General features: G+C 75.9%; 14 protein-coding genes. 9 read left to right on the top strand and 5 right to left on the bottom strand.

All coding sequences use genetic code 11. From position 1 onward, the window contains the following. The 3 genes from ACFUVW_RS12195 to ACFUVW_RS12185 form a co-directional block, all read right to left on the bottom strand. Positions 1-2,945: PHP domain-containing protein (locus tag ACFUVW_RS12195; protein ID WP_430571593.1), on the bottom strand; the 2,945-nt coding region annotated here is incomplete at its 3' end. Then, the gene (locus ACFUVW_RS12190; protein ID WP_430571592.1) at positions 2,938-4,674 is read right to left on the bottom strand and encodes a DNA polymerase Y family protein; all 1,737 of its coding nucleotides are present in this window, start codon (positions 4,672-4,674) and stop codon (positions 2,938-2,940) included. The genes ACFUVW_RS12190 and ACFUVW_RS12195, both read right to left, overlap by 8 nt. Continuing rightward, complete coding sequence (locus tag ACFUVW_RS12185; RefSeq protein WP_430571591.1) at positions 4,674-5,552, bottom strand: hypothetical protein; 879 nt, start codon at positions 5,550-5,552, stop codon at positions 4,674-4,676. Before ACFUVW_RS12185 ends, ACFUVW_RS12190 begins: the two co-directional genes overlap by 1 nt. A gap of 264 nt (positions 5,553-5,816) precedes the next feature. Here ACFUVW_RS12185 and ACFUVW_RS12180 point away from each other — a divergent pair, with 264 nt between their 5' ends. The 4 genes from ACFUVW_RS12180 to ACFUVW_RS12165 all read left to right on the top strand — a co-directional run bounded on the left by ACFUVW_RS12180 (position 5,817) and on the right by ACFUVW_RS12165 (position 8,804). Beyond that, positions 5,817-6,965, top strand: a complete 1,149-nt coding sequence (locus ACFUVW_RS12180; RefSeq protein ID WP_430571590.1) for a zinc-binding dehydrogenase — start codon at positions 5,817-5,819, stop codon at positions 6,963-6,965. Continuing rightward, positions 6,962-7,753, top strand: coding sequence for a 3-oxoacyl-ACP reductase FabG (gene fabG, locus ACFUVW_RS12175; protein ID WP_430571589.1), 792 nt, complete (start codon positions 6,962-6,964; stop codon positions 7,751-7,753). The genes ACFUVW_RS12180 and fabG overlap by 4 nt, the downstream gene beginning before the upstream one ends. Before the next feature lie 17 nt (positions 7,754-7,770). Next, positions 7,771-8,247, top strand: a complete 477-nt coding sequence (locus tag ACFUVW_RS12170) for a MaoC family dehydratase (RefSeq protein WP_430571588.1) — start codon at positions 7,771-7,773, stop codon at positions 8,245-8,247. Positions 8,248-8,318: 71 nt separating this feature from the next. Next, entirely contained in the window at positions 8,319-8,804 is a 486-nt protein-coding gene (locus ACFUVW_RS12165) for a pyridoxamine 5'-phosphate oxidase family protein (protein ID WP_430571587.1), read from the top strand. Positions 8,805-8,900: 96 nt separating this feature from the next. On the opposite strand, the gene ACFUVW_RS12160 is transcribed toward ACFUVW_RS12165, so the two are convergent. After that, complete coding sequence (locus tag ACFUVW_RS12160) at positions 8,901-10,127, bottom strand: acetyl-CoA C-acetyltransferase (protein ID WP_430571586.1); 1,227 nt, start codon at positions 10,125-10,127, stop codon at positions 8,901-8,903. A gap of 36 nt (positions 10,128-10,163) precedes the next feature. Beyond that, positions 10,164-11,375 carry an acyl-CoA dehydrogenase family protein gene (locus tag ACFUVW_RS12155; protein WP_430571585.1) on the bottom strand — a complete coding sequence of 404 codons (1,212 nt, stop codon included), beginning with the start codon at positions 11,373-11,375 and terminating at the stop codon, positions 10,164-10,166. Positions 11,376-11,474: 99 nt separating this feature from the next. On the opposite strand from ACFUVW_RS12155, the gene ACFUVW_RS12150 reads away from it, so the two are divergent. The 5 genes from ACFUVW_RS12150 to ACFUVW_RS12130 all read left to right on the top strand — a co-directional run bounded on the left by ACFUVW_RS12150 (position 11,475) and on the right by ACFUVW_RS12130 (position 16,833). Further along, a complete protein-coding gene (locus ACFUVW_RS12150; protein WP_430571584.1) occupies positions 11,475-12,215 on the top strand; it encodes a QsdR family transcriptional regulator in 741 nt (246 codons plus the stop codon). A gap of 40 nt (positions 12,216-12,255) precedes the next feature. After that, positions 12,256-12,657 (top strand): acyl-CoA thioesterase, encoded by a 402-nt coding sequence (locus ACFUVW_RS12145; RefSeq protein WP_430571583.1) that lies wholly within the window; start codon positions 12,256-12,258, stop codon positions 12,655-12,657. Between the two features lie 108 nt (positions 12,658-12,765). Further along, positions 12,766-13,908, top strand: coding sequence for a phosphotransferase family protein (locus ACFUVW_RS12140; protein ID WP_430571582.1), 1,143 nt, complete (start codon positions 12,766-12,768; stop codon positions 13,906-13,908). Between the two features lies 1 nt (position 13,909). Continuing rightward, positions 13,910-15,127: an acyl-CoA dehydrogenase family protein gene (locus tag ACFUVW_RS12135; protein WP_430571581.1), complete on the top strand. Its 1,218-nt coding sequence runs from the start codon at positions 13,910-13,912 to the stop codon at positions 15,125-15,127. 47 nt (positions 15,128-15,174) lie between these two features. Further along, positions 15,175-16,833, top strand: a complete 1,659-nt coding sequence (locus tag ACFUVW_RS12130) for an AMP-binding protein (protein ID WP_430571580.1) — start codon at positions 15,175-15,177, stop codon at positions 16,831-16,833. Positions 16,834-16,897: the final 64 nt, after the last annotated feature.

The following is a 16,897-nucleotide window of genomic DNA, read 5'->3' as shown; positions in this document are numbered from 1 at the left end:
GAGTCGTCGAGCGAGAGCCGAGGGAGCGCAGCGACCGAATCATTCGAGCGCGACGACTCCCCGAACCCATCCCGCGCCAACCGCTCCACGCACGCCAGCGCCCGGGAGGCGTTGACGTCCGGCCGCAGCACCTGCACCCCGTGCCGGCGCGCGTCGGCGGCGAGCGACTGTGGCGAGTAGAACCCCATGGGCTGCGCGGCCAGGAGGCCGGCGTAGAACGCGGCGGGGTGGTGCACCTTGAGCCACGAGCTCGCGTACACGAGGTAGGCGAACGAGTAGGCGTGCGACTCCGGGAAGCCGAAGTCGGCGAACGCCTTGAGCTTGTCGTAGATCTCCTCGCGCACGGCCGGGTCGTCCACCCCCTTCTTGCGCATCCCCTCCATGAGCCGCCCGCGCAGGGCCTCCATCCGCTCGACCGACCGCTTGGAGCCCATCGCCCGGCGCAGCTGGTCGGACTCGGCGGGGGTGAACCCCGCCACGTCGATCGCCATCTGCATGAGCTGCTCCTGGAACAGCGGCACGCCGAGCGTCTTGCCGAGGGACGGGCGCAGCAGCTCGTGCAGGAACGTCACGGGCTCGCGGCCCCGGGCCCGCTCGATGTACGGGTGCACCGACCCGCCCTGGATCGGGCCGGGGCGGATGAGCGCGACCTCGATGACGATGTCGTAGAACTTCTGCGGCCGCAGGCGCGGCAGGGTGGCCATCTGCGCGCGCGACTCCACCTGGAACACCCCGACCGTGTCGGCGGCGCACAGCAGGTCGTAGACCGCCGGGTCGTCGTCGGGCAGGCCGTGCAGCGTGAGCCGCTCCCCCGTCTGCTGCTCGATGGAGTCGAACGCGTACCGGATGGCGGTGAGCATCCCGAGGCCGAGCAGGTCGAACTTCACCAGCCCCGCGTCGGCGCAGTCCTCCTTGTCCCACTGCAGCACCGTGCGCCCCTCCATCCGCGCCCACTCCACGGGGCAGACCTCGATCACCGGGCGGTCGCACATCACCATCCCGCCGGAGTGGATGCCCAGGTGGCGAGGCAGGCGCAGCATGCGGTCGGCCAGGTCGAGCACCGGGCCGGGGATCTGTCCTTCCTCCTCCGCCGACGGCGGGCGCTGCGCGGGCACGACGTCGTGGGCGTCGTCGGCGCGGCGCACCTCGCCCTCGTCCGTCGCGAGCGGGTCGACGACGCGTCCGGAGCCCTGCCGATACCCCAGCGACGGCGTCCAGTCCCGCCGGCCGGTCCCCGGCAGGTGCCCCTCGTGCGGACGGTCGGCACGTCCCGCGCCCTGGGCGCGCGGCCGCCGCCCGTCCGGGAGCGACTCCGCCGGGCCCCACAGGGCGGCGACGCGCGCATCCTTGGCGGCGGTGCGGTTCACCGGCGTCCCGCCCCCCGAGCCGCCGGAGCCCGCCGCGGCCCGGGCGGCCTGCGCCGCGGCGTCGGCCGCCGGGCTGACGGGGTCCGGCCCGCGCAGCGACCCCCAGCGCTCGATGGACTTGCTCCACGCGTCCTGCTGCCCGACGTCGTACCCGAGGGCGCGGGCGGCGTCGCGCACGGCGGAGCGCGGCCGGTAGGAGATGACGTTCGCGACCTGCGCCGCGTGCTGCCGGCCGAACTTCGCGTAGACGTGCTGGATGACCTCCTCGCGCCGCCCGGACTCGATGTCGATGTCGATGTCCGGCGGCCCGTCGCGCTCGGGCGCGAGGAAGCGCTCGAACAGCAGGCCGTGCTTCACGGCGTCGACCGCGGTGATGCCCAGCGCGTAGCAGACCGCCGAGTTGGCGGCGCTCCCCCGCCCCTGGCACAGGATGCCCTCGGTGCGGCAGAACTCCACGAGGTCGTAGACGACGAGGAAGTAGCCGGGGAACGTCAGGTCCTCGATGACGCGCAGCTCGTGGTCGATCTGCGCCCACGCGCGCTCGTTGCCGGGGACGCCCGGGGCGGGACGCGGTCCGTACCGGTCGGTGGCGCCCCGCCGCACCAGCTCGCGCAGCCAGCTGGCCTCGTCGTGACCCGCCGGCACCGGGTAGGGCGGCAGGTTCGGCGCCACCAGGCGCAGGTCGAAGGCGCACTCCGCCGCGAGCCCCGCCGCCGCGGAGACGGCCCGCGGGTGGCGCCGGTGCAGCGCCCGCATCTCGGCGGCCGAGCGCAGGTGCGCGACCGGGGCGCCGGGCAGCCAGCCGTCCAGGCCGTCCAGCGAGGAGCGCGCCCGGACGGCGGCGAGCGCGCCCGCCAGGTCGGCGTCGCGCGGGCGGGCGTAGTGCGCGTTCGTGGTCGCGACGAGCGGCAGGCGCGCGTCGTGGGCCAGGGCGGCGAGCGCGTCGTGCAGGTCGGCGTCACGCGGGTCGCCGGTCGCGGTGAGCTCGACGGCCACGTTGTCGCGGCCGAACGTGGCGACCAGCAGGTCGAGCTCGCGCCGCGCCGCGTCGACGCCGCCCGCGGGGGCGGTGAGCGCGCGCCGGACGGCGCCCTTGCGGCACCCGGTGAGCACGAGCCACTCGCCGCCCGCCTCGCCCCCCAGGCCCTCGAGGTCGTACCGGGCCTTGCCCTTGACCCCGGCCTCCAGGTGGGCCGTCGCGATCGCGCGGGACAGGTTGCGGTAGCCCTGGTCGCCGCGCGCCAGCACCAGCAGATGGGTGGCACGCGGGTCGGGGACGCCGGTGGGCGGGTCGAGCACGGGCCGGCTCCCGGCGGTGCCCGGCGCGGCCCCGGGCGTCACCGGGGCGGGCAGGTGCAGCTCGGCGCCGAAGACCGTGGGCAGCCCCACCTTCCGCGCGGCCTCCGCGAACCGCACCACCCCGTACAGCCCGTCGTGGTCGGTCAGCGCCAGCGCCTCCACCCCGAGGCGCGCGCCCTCGGCAGCCAGCTCCTCCGGGTGCGACGCGCCGTCGAGGAAGCTGAACGCCGAGTGCGCGTGCAGCTCGGCGTACCCGCCGGTCGCGTCCTTGCTAGTCATAGAAGGCCTCCACCTGCCAGACGCCGCCGGACTGCGCCAGCAGCAGCGCGCGCCCGTCGTCGAGCACCGCCTGCAGGTAGACGCGGCGGGCTCCCCCGTCCGCCGACCACCAGCGCTCGGCGAGCGGCCAGGGGCCCGCCCACCCCGTCACGGTGGCGACGTCCTGCGCCCCGCCCGCCCCGCGACCGCCACCGCACGCGACGGCGGCGGGCTCGCCGCTCATCGCGAGCCGGGCGTCCACGACGACGTCGCGCCCCGCGGCGTCGAGCACCCGGGCGGGCACCGGCTCGTCGGGCAGGCCCGCGGGCGGGGGGCTGGGCAGGGCGCCCGGCCAGGGCAGGCCGGGGTCGCGGCCCGCGCCGCCCTCCGTGCCGAAGGGCACGAGCCGCACCCGGTCGCGGGGCCCGCGGCCGCCCTGCAGCTCCACCGTGAGCACGGCGTGCCCGCCGAGCAGCCCCTGCACCCGCCCGAGCGCGCGCCGGGCGCGCTCGCCCTCGCCCGCGTCCGCGCCCCACAGGCCGGGCTGGTGGGTGGTCGCCGGGACGACGTCCTCCGCCGCCAGTGCCAGGTGCGCGATCGGCGCGACGACCGGGTCCGACTCACCCCCGCGCCGGGCCGACGCCGCGGTCAGCCAGCCCTCGAGCTGCCAGCGCACCCGGTCGGTGATCCGCGCCGCGCTCATCCCGCCGGCCGCGGCGTCGTCGGTGCGCCACACCCGCTCCAGCACGGCACCCTCGCTCCCCCCGCCGACGTCCCCGACGTCGTCCCCGCCGAGGTCGGCGCCCGCCGTACGCGCGGTGATCCGCAGCCGCCCGCAGGCCAGCCCGCGCGACGCGAGCAGGTCGTGCAGCGCGGTGGCGAGGCGGCGGGCGGCGAAGGTCGCGACGTCGACCCGCAGTGCGGGCGGGTCGAGCTCCTCCGCGACGGCCAGGTCCTCCTCGATACGCCGCCGCGCCGGCGGGCGCAGGTCCTCGCCTCGGGCCAGGCGCTGCGCCCAGGCGCCGAGGTCGCCGAAGCGCGCCTGGACGCTCGCGGCCGGCAGGGCAGCCAGGTCGCCGAGGGTGCGCAGGCCGAGCCGCCACCACAGCCCGGCCGACTCCCGGACGGCGGCCACCCCGGCCGGGTCGCAGACGGCGTGCACCAGCTCCCCGACCGGACGGTCGGCGAGGAACGCCGCGGACCCGCCCGGGGGCACGACGGCGTCCTCGCGGGCGGCGAGCACCGCCGCGAGCAGCCCGTCGGCCACGCCCACCTGGCTCTCGTGCCCGGTGCGCGCGGCGACGGCGCCCACGAGGGCCTGCGCCAGCGCGAGCTCGGAGCCGTGGTAGCGCGCCGCCCCGCCCGCCGGCAGCAGGAGCAGCCCCGGACGGGCCACCTCCAGGCCCGCCACCACCGTCTCGGCCGCGAGCGCCACCGGCTCGAACTCCCGCGCGTCGCGGGCGTCGTCGGCCGCCAGGAGCGCCACCTCGGGGCACCGCTCCTGCGCCTGCCGGCGCCGCATCCCCCGCCGCACCCCCTGCGCGCGGGCGACCGCCGAGACGGCCACGACGGTGTGCCCCGCGCCCGCCCCGCCCCCGGAGCGGGCGCCGAGCACCGCCGCGGGGACGTGCGCGTCCAGGCCCGCGCCCGCCAGCGCCGCGACCACCGGCCAGTCCGGGACCCACAGCACGGCCGTCCGCGAGGTCGCCCCGGCCGAGGCGGCCCCGGACGGGGCCTTGCCGCCCGTCATCACGCCACCCGCAGCCGGGCGGGCTCGGCGGGGCCGTGCGCCCCGGCGGGCACGTCGGCGCCCGGGACGGTGCCCACCGCGTCGGGGCCGCCGACCACGCGCTCCACCTGGAGCGGCACGTCCACCTCGATCTCGACGGGCCGGGCGGCGGCCCCGCGACCGGTGCGCCGCACGCGCAGGGTGCGGCGGCGCAGCCAGCCCGCCCCGTGGTCGACGCCGGACCAGGTGCCGCCCCGCGCGTCCAGGGTGACGTGCGCGCCGGGCCAGGCGGCCTGCGCCACCAGCACCGCGCCCCGCTCCCGGGCGCGCGCGGCCAGGCGGCGCCGGTCGCCGTCGAGCAGGGTGGCGCCCGGACCGACGACCACCACGTCCATCCCGTCGAGCAGCGCGGCGAGGGCCGCGGGCGCGTCCGGGCCCGGGGAGGGGACGAGCACGGTGCGCCCGAGCGCGATCCCCGCGTCCGCGGCGGCCAGCATCCCGACGCTCGGCGCGCCGACGAGCGCGACCCATGCCCCGGACCGCGACGCCTCCGCCAGCAGCGCGAGCAGGAGCGTCGTCGAGCCGCGCACGGCGAGCACCGTGCCCGCGGCCAGGCCGCCGTCGGGCAGGAGGTCCGCCAGCCCCGGGTGCACCGGCAGCAGACGGCCGCCCGGCCCTGCCGCGCCGCCTGTCCCGGGACGCTGACCGGCGCGGGGCACGGAGTGCTGGGAGGCGTGCCGGCCCGTGCGCTCCTCCGCCGCCCGCAACGCGGCCCGCGCGACGGCGGCCCGGTCGACCGGGCCGTCGGGCAGACGATCGGGCAGACGATCGGGCAGACGATCGGACAGAGGATCGGGCAGGGAGCGGGCCGCGGCACGCGGCGGGGCGACGACCGTCACGCGACCTCCCCCCGAGCCGTCGGGCGACGCCCGGCGACCACGACCAGCACCGACCGCACGACGACAGCACGGCGATCACCAGGTTCGAACGTCTGTTCGAACACTGCCAGTAGACGTCGCGCCGAGGACCGCTGTCAACCGCGCAGGTCGGCCGCACGGACGCCTCGCTCGTGTACGCTGCTCTCGACATACCGCGTAGTCGGTATGTCGTTTCGGCGGGCTCCCGGGAGCAGACTGGGGCCCTCATCGACGAGGAGGTCGACCGTGCAGATCGTGGGCGCCGTGCTGGACCGCACCGGGGCACCCCCGCCGTACGCCACCTCCGGCGCGCTGCGTGCCACCGCCCTCGAGCTCGACCCGCCCGGGCCCGGCGAGCTCCTGGTCCGCATCGAGGCCGCGGGGCTGTGCCACTCCGACCTGAGCGTGGTGGACGGCAGCCGCGAACGCCCCGTCCCCATGCTCCTCGGCCACGAGGCCGCCGGGATCGTGGAGGCGGTCGGCGCCGGGTCGGAGCACAGCGTCGACGACGCCGACCGCGACACCGACGGCATCGTCCCCGGCCGCCGCGTCGTCCTGACGTTCCTGCCGCGGTGCGGCGCCTGCGCGGCCTGCGCCACGGACGGCCGGCTGCCCTGCACGGTCGGCAGCGCCGCCAACGCGGCCGGCACGCTCGTCGGCGGCGCCGTGCGGCTGCACCGCGGCATCGCTCCCGTGCACCACCACCTGGGCGCCAGCGCCTTCGCCACGCACGCCGTCGTGCACCGCACCTCCGTGGTCCCGGTGGACGACGACGTGCCCGCCGACGTCGCCGCCCTGCTGGGCTGCGCGGTCCTCACGGGCGGCGGCGCGGTCGTCAACGCCGGCCGCCCGGCACCCGGCGACCGCGTGGCCGTCGTCGGGCTCGGCGGCGTCGGGATGGCCGCCCTGCTCGTGGCGCGCGCCCTGGGGCACGAGGTGCTGGGCGTCGACCCGGTGCCCGCCAAGCTCGAGCTCGCCCGCAGCCTCGGCGCCACGGCTCGTACCCCCACAGAAGCCCTCGACGGCGGCGAGCGGGCGCCCGTGGTCGTCGAGGCGGTCGGCTCGGCGCGCGCGTTCGAGACCGCCCTCGCGCTCACCGCGCCCGGCGGGACCACCGTCACGGCCGGGCTCCCCGGCCCCGATGCCCGCGCATCCGTCGCGCCCCTGACCCTGACGGCCGAGGCCCGCACCGTCGTGGGCTCCTACCTCGGGTCGTCCGTGCCGCGACGCGACATCCCGCGGTACGTCGACCTGTGGCGCGCGGGCCGACTGCCGCTCGAGTCGCTCGTCTCGGCCCGCATCGGGCTCGAGGACCTGCCGGCGGCCCTGGACCAGCTCGCCGCCGGCGCCCAGCTGCGCCAGCTCATCACCTTCGACGAGAGGATCACCGCATGACCACCACCGGCTCCACCTTGCCCGTCACCCGCTCCGACACACCTCGCGTCGCCGTCGTCACCGGCGGGGCCCGCGGCATCGGCGCCGCGACCGCGCGCCGCCTGGCCGCCGACGGCCACGCCGTCGCCGTCCTCGACCTCCTGGAGGAGCAGGCCGCCGAGACCGCCGCCGGCATCGTCGGCGCGGGCGGGCGAGCGATCGGGATCGGCGTGGACGTCGCCGACGCCGCCGCGGTCGAGGCCGCCGTCGCGCGCGTGACCGACGAGCTCGGCGCGCCGACGATCGTCGTGAACAACGCCGGCATCCTGCGCGACAACCTGCTGTTCAAGATGTCCGAGGACGACTGGGACGCCGTGCTGCGCGTGCACCTGCGCGGCGCGTTCGTCGTGACCCGGGCCGTGCAGTCGCACATGGTCGCCGCCGGCTGGGGCCGCGTGGTCAACCTGTCCAGCACGTCCGCGCTCGGCAACCGGGGCCAGGCGAACTACTCGGCCGCGAAGGCGGGCATGCAGGGGTTCACCAAGACGCTCGCGATCGAGCTGGGCAAGTTCGGCGTCACCGCCAACGCCGTGGCACCCGGCGTCATCGCCACCGACATGATCGCGGCGACGGCCGAGCGCATCGGCATGACGCCCGAGCAGTTCCACGCCGAGGCCGCCAAGGACGTGCCCGTCGGGCGGGTCGGGCAGCCGGAGGACATCGCGGCCGCCGTGTCGTTCTTCTGCTCCGAGGAGGCGGCGTTCGTCTCGGGGCAGGTGCTCTACGTGGCGGGCGGGCCGAAGGCGTGAAGGGAGCGGAGCAAGGCGTGAGCACGACCATCAAGGTCTCCTCCCCCGCCACGCTGGCCGACGCCGTCGGGCAGAAGGCCACCGGCGAGTGGTTCGCGATCACACAGGAGCGCATCGACGCATTCGCCGACGCCACCGAGGACCTCCAGTGGATCCACGTCGACCCGTGGCGCGCCGCGGACGGCCCGTTCGGCACGACGATCGCCCACGGGTTCCTCACCCTGTCCCTGCTGCCCCGGCTGGCGTCGTCGCTGGTCGAGGTGGGCGGCGTCGCGATGGCGATGAACTACGGCCTGGACAAGGTGCGGTTCCTGCATCCCGTGCCGGTCGGCTCGCGCGTCCGCGCGACGACGGAGCTCACCGGTGCCGAGGCCGTCGCCCAGGGCGTGCGCCTGGCCTCGACCGTGACCGTCGAGATCGAGGGCGTCGACAAGCCGGCGCTCGTCGCGCAGACGCTGGCGCTGTACGTGCCCGAGGCCGCGTCGCCGTCCTGACGTCCGCAGCGACGCCCGACCTCGGCCCCGGGCTCCATGTGCCGGAGGCCGAGGTCGGGCAGGATGACGCCATGACGACGAACCCGCAGGTCGCACCCGCTCCCCGCCCGCGCGAGCAGCGCCGCGCCGACACGCTGGCGATGCTGAGCTCCCCTGTACGGGACGTCTGGGTCGCCACGGCCTCGACGGCGCCCGACGGCACGCCCGTGCCGTACCTGGTGCCGCTGTCGATGGCGTGGATCGACGAGCGGGTCGTCCTCGCGCTCGAGGCGACGTCGCGCACGGGCCGCAACCTGATCGCCACCGGCACCGCACGGCTCTCCCTCGGCGCGACGCGCGACGTCGTCATGGTCGACGCCGACCTCGAGCGCTCGGTCCAGGTCGCCGAGGCGCCGCCGGAGCTCGCGGAGGGCTACGCCGCGCAGGCGGACTGGGACCCGCGTCCGGGCGGCGAGCACGACGTCTACCTCGTGCTCCGCCCCCACCGCATCCAGGCCTGGCGCGAGGTCGACGAGCTCGCCGGCCGCACCCTCATGCGCGACGGCGAGTGGATCTGAGCGCCGCCCGACCGGCCCCGGCTCCCTCGACGTAGCGATTCCATCGTTGTCGTCGCCCGGAAGCGGCACTGATCGCTACGTCGAGGGCGACGCACGCTACGCGACGCGCTCCAGCACCATCGCCATGCCCTGCCCGCCGCCGACGCACATGGTCTCCAGCCCGTAGCGGCTGCCCGACACCTCGAGCCCGTTGATGAGCGTCGACGTGATGCGGGCGCCGGTCATGCCGAACGGGTGGCCGACGGCGATGGCGCCGCCGTGCACGTTGAGCCGCTCGTCCTCGATGCCCAGCTCGAGGGCCGACGCGATGACCTGCGCGGCGAACGCCTCGTTGATCTCGACGAGGTCCATGTCGTCGATCCCGAGGCCGGCGCGGGCGAGCGCCTGCCGGCTCGCCTCGACCGGGCCGAGGCCCATGATCTCGGGCGAGAGCCCAGTGACGCCGGTCGACACGATGCGGGCGAGCGGCGTCAGGCCGAGCTCCTCGACGAGGCGGTCGGAGACCACGACGACGGCGGCGGCCCCGTCGTTGAGCGGGCACGCGTTGCCCGCCGTGACCGTGCCGTCGGGGCGGAACACCGGGTCGAGGGTCGCGAGCTTCTCCACCGTCGTCCCGGGGCGCGGGCCGTCGTCCGCGGACACCACCGTGCCGTCGTCGAGCGTGACGGGCGTGATGTCCCGCGCCCAGAAGCCGTCCGCGATCGACGCCTCGGCGCGCTGCTGGCTGCGTGCCGCGAACTCGTCCTGGTCACGGCGCGAGATGCCTCGCAGGTCCGCGACGTTCTCCGCCGTCTGCCCCATGGCGATGTAGACGTCCGGCAGGGCGCCGTCGGCGCGCGGGTCCCCCCACGTCCCGGCGCCGCCGACGGCTCGCTTCGCCGTGTGCTCCAGGGCGCCGGCGAAGCGCGGGTTCGTGAGGTCGACGCCGGGGATCTCGTCGCTCGACCCGACGGCCATCCCGCTCACCGACTCGACGCCGGCGGACACGAAGACGTCGCCCTCCCCCGCCTTGATGGCATGGAACGCCATGCGCGTGGTCTGCAGGCTGGAGGAGCAGTAGCGGGTCACGGTGGTGCCGGGCACGGAGTCCCAGCCGTTCAGCACGGCCACGACGCGGGCCATGTTCATGCCCTGCCGGCCGCCGGGCAGCCCGCAGCCCAGCAGGAGGTCGTCGATGCGGGCCGGGTCGAGCCCGGGCACCTGCGCGACGGCCGCGGCGACCATCCGCGCGGCGAGGTCGTCGGCGCGGACGTCCTTGAGCGAGCCCTTGTGCGCGCGGCCGATCGGCGAGCGCGCGGTGGCGACGATGTACGCCTCGGTCATGTCGGGTCTCCTTCGGTCGGTTCGGGGGGCGGCGGATCAGACGAACGCCGCGTGGCCGGTGATCTCGCGGCCCACGATGAGGTTGTTCATGTCCCGGGTGCCCTCGAACGTGTACACGGCCTCGGCGTCGGCGAAGTACCGCGCGACGCCGGTGTCGAGGGTGATGCCGTTGCCACCGCAGGCCTCGCGTGCGAGGGCGACGGTCTCGCGCATGCGGGTGGTGACGAACGACTTGGCCATCGCGGCGTGCGCGTCGCGCTGCGTCCCGGCGTCCTGCAGCTGGGAGACGCGCACGCACACGGCCAGGCTCGCGGTGACGTTGGCGAGCGCGGTGGCGAGCTTGTCCTGGATCAGCTGGTAGCTGGCGATCGGGTGACCGAACTGCTCGCGCTGCCTCGTGTACGCGACGGCCGCCTCGTACGCACCGATCATCGTGCCGAGCGACTGCCAGGCCACGCCGTCGCGGGTGACGCGCAGCACCTGGGCGACGTCGCGGAAGCTGTCGATGCGCTGCAGCCGGTCGGCCTCGGCGACCTGGACGCCGTCGAGCTCGATGTCCGCGTTCTGCACGATCCGCAGCGACTGCTTGCGCTCGATCTTCGTGGCGGTGAAGCCCGGCGTCCCCTTCCGCACGAGGAAGCCCTTGACCTGGTCGTCCGCGGTGTCCATGGCCCAGATCACGACGACGTCGGCAAAGGTCGCGTTGCCGATCCAGCGCTTGGCGCCGTGCAGCGTCCAGGTGTCGCCGTCCCGGGTGGCGGTGGTGCGCAGCCCCTTGGCGGTGTCCGAGCCGGAGAGCGGCTCGGTGAGGCCGAACGCGCCGATGACGTCGCCGCTCGCCATGGGCGGCAGCCACTGCGCGCGCTGCTCGGGCGAGCCGCCGAGCCCGACGGCGCTCATCGCGAGCCCCGAGGACACGCCGATGAACGTGCAGAAGGAGGAGTCCACCCGGGCCAGCTCCATGCCGATCCACCCACGGAAGACCGCTGAGCTCTCGAACGGCGCGCACTCGGGCCACGCCGCGCCCACCGTGCCGAGCTCGGCGAACGGCTTGAACAGGTGCACGGGGCACTCCGCGCGCTCCCAGTAGTCGTCGGCGAGGGGGCGCACCTCGCGCTCCATGAACTCGCGCACGGCGAGCGCCGCCTCCTGCTCGCGGGGGGACAGCAGGCCCTGGAAGCCGTAGAAGTCGGCATCCAGCAGGGCGGGGACGGCGGCCACGTCGGGGGCCGGGGCGGTGAACGTCATCGTTGCTCCGATCGTCGTCGAACGCGACCAGTGTGCACCTGCGTGCATCATTTTCCAAGATGTTGCACGAACCTCGCCCCGCCACACTAGGCTGCGGGCATGCCGGACAGCGCCACGAGCACCCCGACCGACGAGCACGACGGCGCACGCGACGCCGCGCCCGATGCCGTGCAGGACGGCGAGCACCACGACGCGCCCATCGCGACCGTCGGCCTCGAGGCCGCGCCTACACCGCTGTCCCTGCGCCTGGCGCCGGGCGCCCACGCGGACGCCCGGCGCGCGTTCGACCTCGCGCGCGAGACGTTCATCGCCGGCCGGCGCCTGGACATGGGCCCGCTGGCGGCGAGCCTGGGGGTGGACCGCACCTCGGTGTTCCGCTGGGTCGGCAACCGCGACGCGCTGCTCACCGAGGTGCTCTGGTCGCTGGCCGTGCCCACCCTGGTCCAGGCCGACCGCGCGACGGCGTCCGAGCGCGGGGCAGAGCGGGTCGCCGGCCTCCTCACGCGCTTCGCGGGCGACCTCATCGCCGCCCCCTACTTCCGGGAGTTCCTCGCCCGGGAACCCTCGCGCGCGCTGCGGCTGCTGACCACGAAGGCCAGCCCCATCCAGCACCGCTTCCTCGCCACGTGCGAGTGGCTGGTCCGCACCGAGATCGGCGACCACCCGTTCGACGACGGCGCGGGCGCCGGCGGCATCGACCCGGCGTCCCTCGCCTACCTGCTGGTGCGCGTCTCCGAGTCGTTCACCTACGCCGACCTGATCACCGGCGAGACGCCCGAGGCGGATCGCGCCGCCGTCGCGTTCCGGCACCTGCTGCGGGTGCACTCGGCCCCGGCCTGACCCGCGCCGTCGCCCTACCGCCAGAGACCCAGGAGCCCCGATGCCCCGCGCCCGCCACCCCTTCCCGCTGCGCTGGAACGACAACGACCAGTACGGCCACGTCAACAACACCGTGTACTACGCCGCGATGGACACCGCCGTGAACGCGTGGATGATCGCCCGCGGCGGGCTGGACCCGCGGGGCGACGTCATCGGGCTGTGCGTCGCGTCGTCGTGCGAGTTCCGCGCCCCGGCGTCCTACCCCGAGGAGCTCGAGGTCGGGATCGGCGTCGAGCGGCTGGGCCGCACCAGCCTCACCTGGGACCTGCACGTGCTGCGCGCGGGCGGCGACGAGCCGATCGCGGTCGGGCGCTTCACGCACGTGTTCGTCGACGAGCCGACCCGGCGCCCGGTGCCCGTTCCGGACGGCATCCGCCAGGCGGTCGCCGCCCTGCAGGACTGACCGGAACGGCCCACGCGCCCCTGGGCGACCTGGTCGCACCACATACCGACTGCGCGGTATGCTCGCTCGAGCCCCGGGACGGACCGGGTCGACGGAAGGTGGTCACCGATGACCGACGTGCCCGGACTGGACACCGCAGGGCTGCGGGCGTGGCTGGAGCGGGAGCACCCCGAGCTCACGGACGGGGGCACCGGCACCGGCGGCGAGCTCACCGCGAGCGTGATCGCCGGCGGCCGCAGCAACCTCACCTACCGGGTCGACGGGGCCCGCGTGCCGCTGGTCGTGCGACGCCCGCCCCTGGGCCACGTCCTGTCCACCGCGCACGACATGCGCCGCGAGCACCGCGTCGTCACCGCCCTCGCGGACAGCGCCGTCCCCGTGCCGCGCACCGTGGACGTCGTCGACGACACCGACCGCGGCGAGGTCACCGGCACCGTCTTCTTCGTCATGGAGCACGTGGCCGGCACGGTGCTGTCCCGCCCGGGGCAGAACGCCGCGTTCACGGCCGGCGGCCTGCACGCCCTCGGCCTCGAGCTCGCCGAGGTGCTCGCCGACCTGCACGCCGTGGACCCCGCCGCCGTCGGGCTCGCGGACTTCGGCCGCCCCGACGGCTACCTCGACCGCCAGGTCGCCACCTGGCGGCGCCAGTACGACGCCTCCCGCAGCCGCCCCCAGTCGCGGCTGGACGCGCTGCAGGACCGGCTCGTCGCGAGCGTCCCCGCGTCAGGGGGCCGCGCCGGCATCGTGCACGGCGACTTCCGCCTCGACAACGCGATCGTCGTCGGGCCGCCCGACGCGCCCCGCGTCGCCGCCGTCCTCGACTGGGAGATGGCGACGCTCGGCGACCCGCTGGTCGACCTCGGCATGCTCGGCCTGTACTGGGACATCCGCGGCCTCACCGCGCGGGCTGTGTCCGACGAAGCGTCCGACGCAGCGTCCGCCGACGACGACGCGCTCAGCGCCGTCGTCCCGGGCGCCGGGTACCCGGAGTTCGCCGAGCTCGTCGACGCCTACGCCGCGCGGTCGCGCACCGCGCCGCCCGACCTGTCCTGGTACCGCGCGTTCGCCGCGTACAAGCTCGCCGTGATCCTCGAGGGCATCCACTACCGCTACCGGGCGGGCGAGACGGTCGGCGAGGGCTTCGACCGCATCGGCGCCCTCGTGGACCCCCTGGCCGCGGACGGCCTCGCGCACCTGCCCACGACGTCGCCGAGCATGCCGACGACTGCGGCGCAGGCGGGGAGGGACTGACATGGACTTCGCCCCCGACGCCCGCACCGCGGAGCTCACCGGCCGGGTCCGCGCGTTCCTCGACGAGCGCGTGCTGCCGGCGGAGCCGGTGCTCGACGCGCAGCTCGCGGCTGCCCCGGGCGACTGGTCGCCGCCGCCCGTGGTGCGCGACCTGCAGGCCGCCGCGCGCGAGCGAGGCCTGTGGAACCTGTTCCTCCCGGGCGACGGGCCCGCCGGGGACCGCGGCGCCGGCCTCACGAACCTCCAGTACGCGCCCCTGGCCGAGCTCACCGGCTGGAGCCCGCGCCTGGCCCCGGCGGCGTTCAACTGCGCCGCCCCGGACACCGGCAACATGGAGCTGCTCGCCCACTTCGGCACGCCCGACCAGCAGCGTGAGTGGCTCGACCCGCTGCTCGACGCGCGCATCCGGTCCGCGTTCTGCATGACCGAGCCGGGGGTGGCCTCCAGCGACGCGTCGCAGATCGGCACCCGCATCCGGCGCGACGGCGACGAGCTCGTCATCACGGGCCGCAAGTGGTGGTCCACCGGCGCCATGAACCCGGGCGCGGCGCTGCTCGTCGTCATGGGCAAGACCGACCCCGACGCGCCTCGCCACCGGCAGCAGTCGATGGTGGTCGTGCCGCGCGACGCCCCCGGGGTGACGGTCGTGCGCCCGCTGACCGTGTTCGGCTACGACGACCGCGACCACGGCGGGCACGCCGAGATCGCCTTCGACGACGTGCGCGTGCCCGCCGCGAACCTGCTGGGCGGCGAGGGCGAGGGCTTCGCGATGGCGCAGGCGCGCCTCGGGCCGGGCCGCATCCACCACTGCATGCGCGCCCTCGGCATGGCGGAGCGGGCGCTCGCGCTCGCCACGGAGCGGGCCCGCGAGCGCTCCGCGTTCGGCCGCCCGCTGGCCGAGCAGGGAGTGGTGCGCGATTGGGTCGCGACCTCCCGGGTCAAGATCGAGGCACTCCGGCTCCTCGTCCTCAAGACCGCGTGGCTCATGGACACGGTCGGCAACCGGCAGGCCATGCGCGAGATCCAGGCCATCAAGATCGCCGTCCCGCGCGCCGTCCAGGCGGTCCTCGACCGCGCGATGCAGCTCTTCGGCGCCGCCGGGCTGTCCGGCGACCAGCCGCTCGCGGAGATGTTCGCCGCGGCGCGCGCCCTGCGGCTCGCCGACGGCCCCGACGAGGTGCACCTGAGCTCCCTCGGGCGGGCCGAGCTGCGCGCCTGAATCCCTCACTTCCCCGTCCACGATCGACGACGACGAAAGGACCGGACATGACCCCGACCCCCGACCCCGCCTCCCCCGGCCCCGACCGCCCTCCCCTCGACGGCGTCACCGACGACGCCGTCGACGGCCCCGGCTTCGGGACGCTCTCGGCGGCGTCGCTGCTGGCGGAGACGGCGCGCCGCCACCCCGACTACCCCGCCCTGCACTTCGCGGGGACCACCACCACGTACGGCGAGCTGTGGGACCAGACCCGCGCGTACGCCGGCGCCCTGGCGGCGCGCGGGATCGGGCGCGGCTCGCGCGTGGCGATGGTCGTGCCGAACGTGCCCGACTTCGCGCGCGTCTACTACGCGGCGCTCACCCTCGGCGCCGTGGTCGTGCCGATCCACCTGCTGTTCCGCTCGGGCGAGATCGAGTTCGTGCTGCGCGACAGCCGGGCCGACGTCGTCGTCGCCGCCGCGCCGCTGCTCGCCGAGGCCGCGCCCGCCGCCCGGCGCGCGGGCGTGCCCCTCGTCACGGTGCTCGCCCCCTCCGCGGAGCAGGGCGGGCCGGCGCTCCCTCGCCTCGAGGACGAGGCGGCCGCCGCGACCCCGGTGGAGCGGCACACGCCGGTGCGCCCGACGTCGGCCGCGACGATCCTCTACACCAGCGGCACCACCGGGCTGCCCAAGGGCTCCGTCGGCTCCCACCTGGCCGCCGTGGAGCAGGTGCACTGCTCCCTCATCGACTCCTTCGACCTGCGGCACGACGACGTCGTCTTCGGGGGCCTGCCCCTGTTCCACGCGTTCGGGCAGATGGCGGTGATGAACTGCGCGTTCCGCGTCGGGGCGTCGGTGGTGCTGCTGCCGCGGTTCGACCCCGACCAGGCGCTCGAGCTCCTCGTCGCGCACTGCGCCACGGTGTTCACCGCCGTGCCGACGATGTTCGTCGGGATGCTGGAGGCCGCCCGCCGCAGCGACGCCCGGCCGCCGCTGCGGTACGCCGTCTCGGGCGGCGCCGCGCTGCCGGTGAGCGTGCTCGAGGAGTTCGCCGCCGCCTACGGCGCCGAGGTGCACGAGGGCTACGGCCTCACCGAGACGTCCCCGAGCGTCTCGTTCAACACGGTCTTCGAGCCGATCCGGCCCGGCACGGTGGGCCGGCCGATGTGGGGCGTGGACGTGGCGATCGCCGACGCGGTGATCGACCACGAGGTGCACCTGCTGACCGAGCCGGGCGCGCTCGGCGAGGTCGTGGTGCGCGGGCACAACCTGCTCAAGGGCTACCTGGGGCGGCCGGACGCCGACGCCGCGGCCGTCGTGGACGGCTGGTTCCGCACCGGCGACCTCGGCACCCTCGACGCCGACGGGATCCTCGCGATCACCGACCGCAAGAAGGACATGATCATCCGCAACGGGTACAACGTGTATCCCACCGAGGTGGAGGCGACGCTGATCTCCCACCCGGACGTCGCGCTGGCCGCCGTCTTCGGCGTCGCCGACCCGGTGCACGGCCAGGAGATCCACGCCGCCGTCGTGCCGGTCGACGGGCGCGCCGTCGACGCCGACGCGCTCGTCGCCTGGGTCCGGGAGCGCGTGGCCGCGTTCAAGTACCCGCGCGTCGTGCACGTGGTGGACGAGCTCCCCCTGGGCCCGAGCGGCAAGATCCTCAAGCGCGAGCTGCCCGGCCGGTTCGCCCCCGTGGCACCGGCCCCCACCTCCGCGAGATAGAGAAGGGGGACCCGCGAGATAGAGAGGGGATGACCGATCCTGGTCCATCCCCTCTCTATCTCGC

Origin of the sequence: Isoptericola sp. NPDC057391 (assembly GCF_042668085.1) — a bacterium.
In the GTDB taxonomy this organism is placed as follows: domain Bacteria; phylum Actinomycetota; class Actinomycetes; order Actinomycetales; family Cellulomonadaceae; genus Isoptericola.
This window is presented reverse-complemented; position numbering and strand designations above follow the sequence as displayed.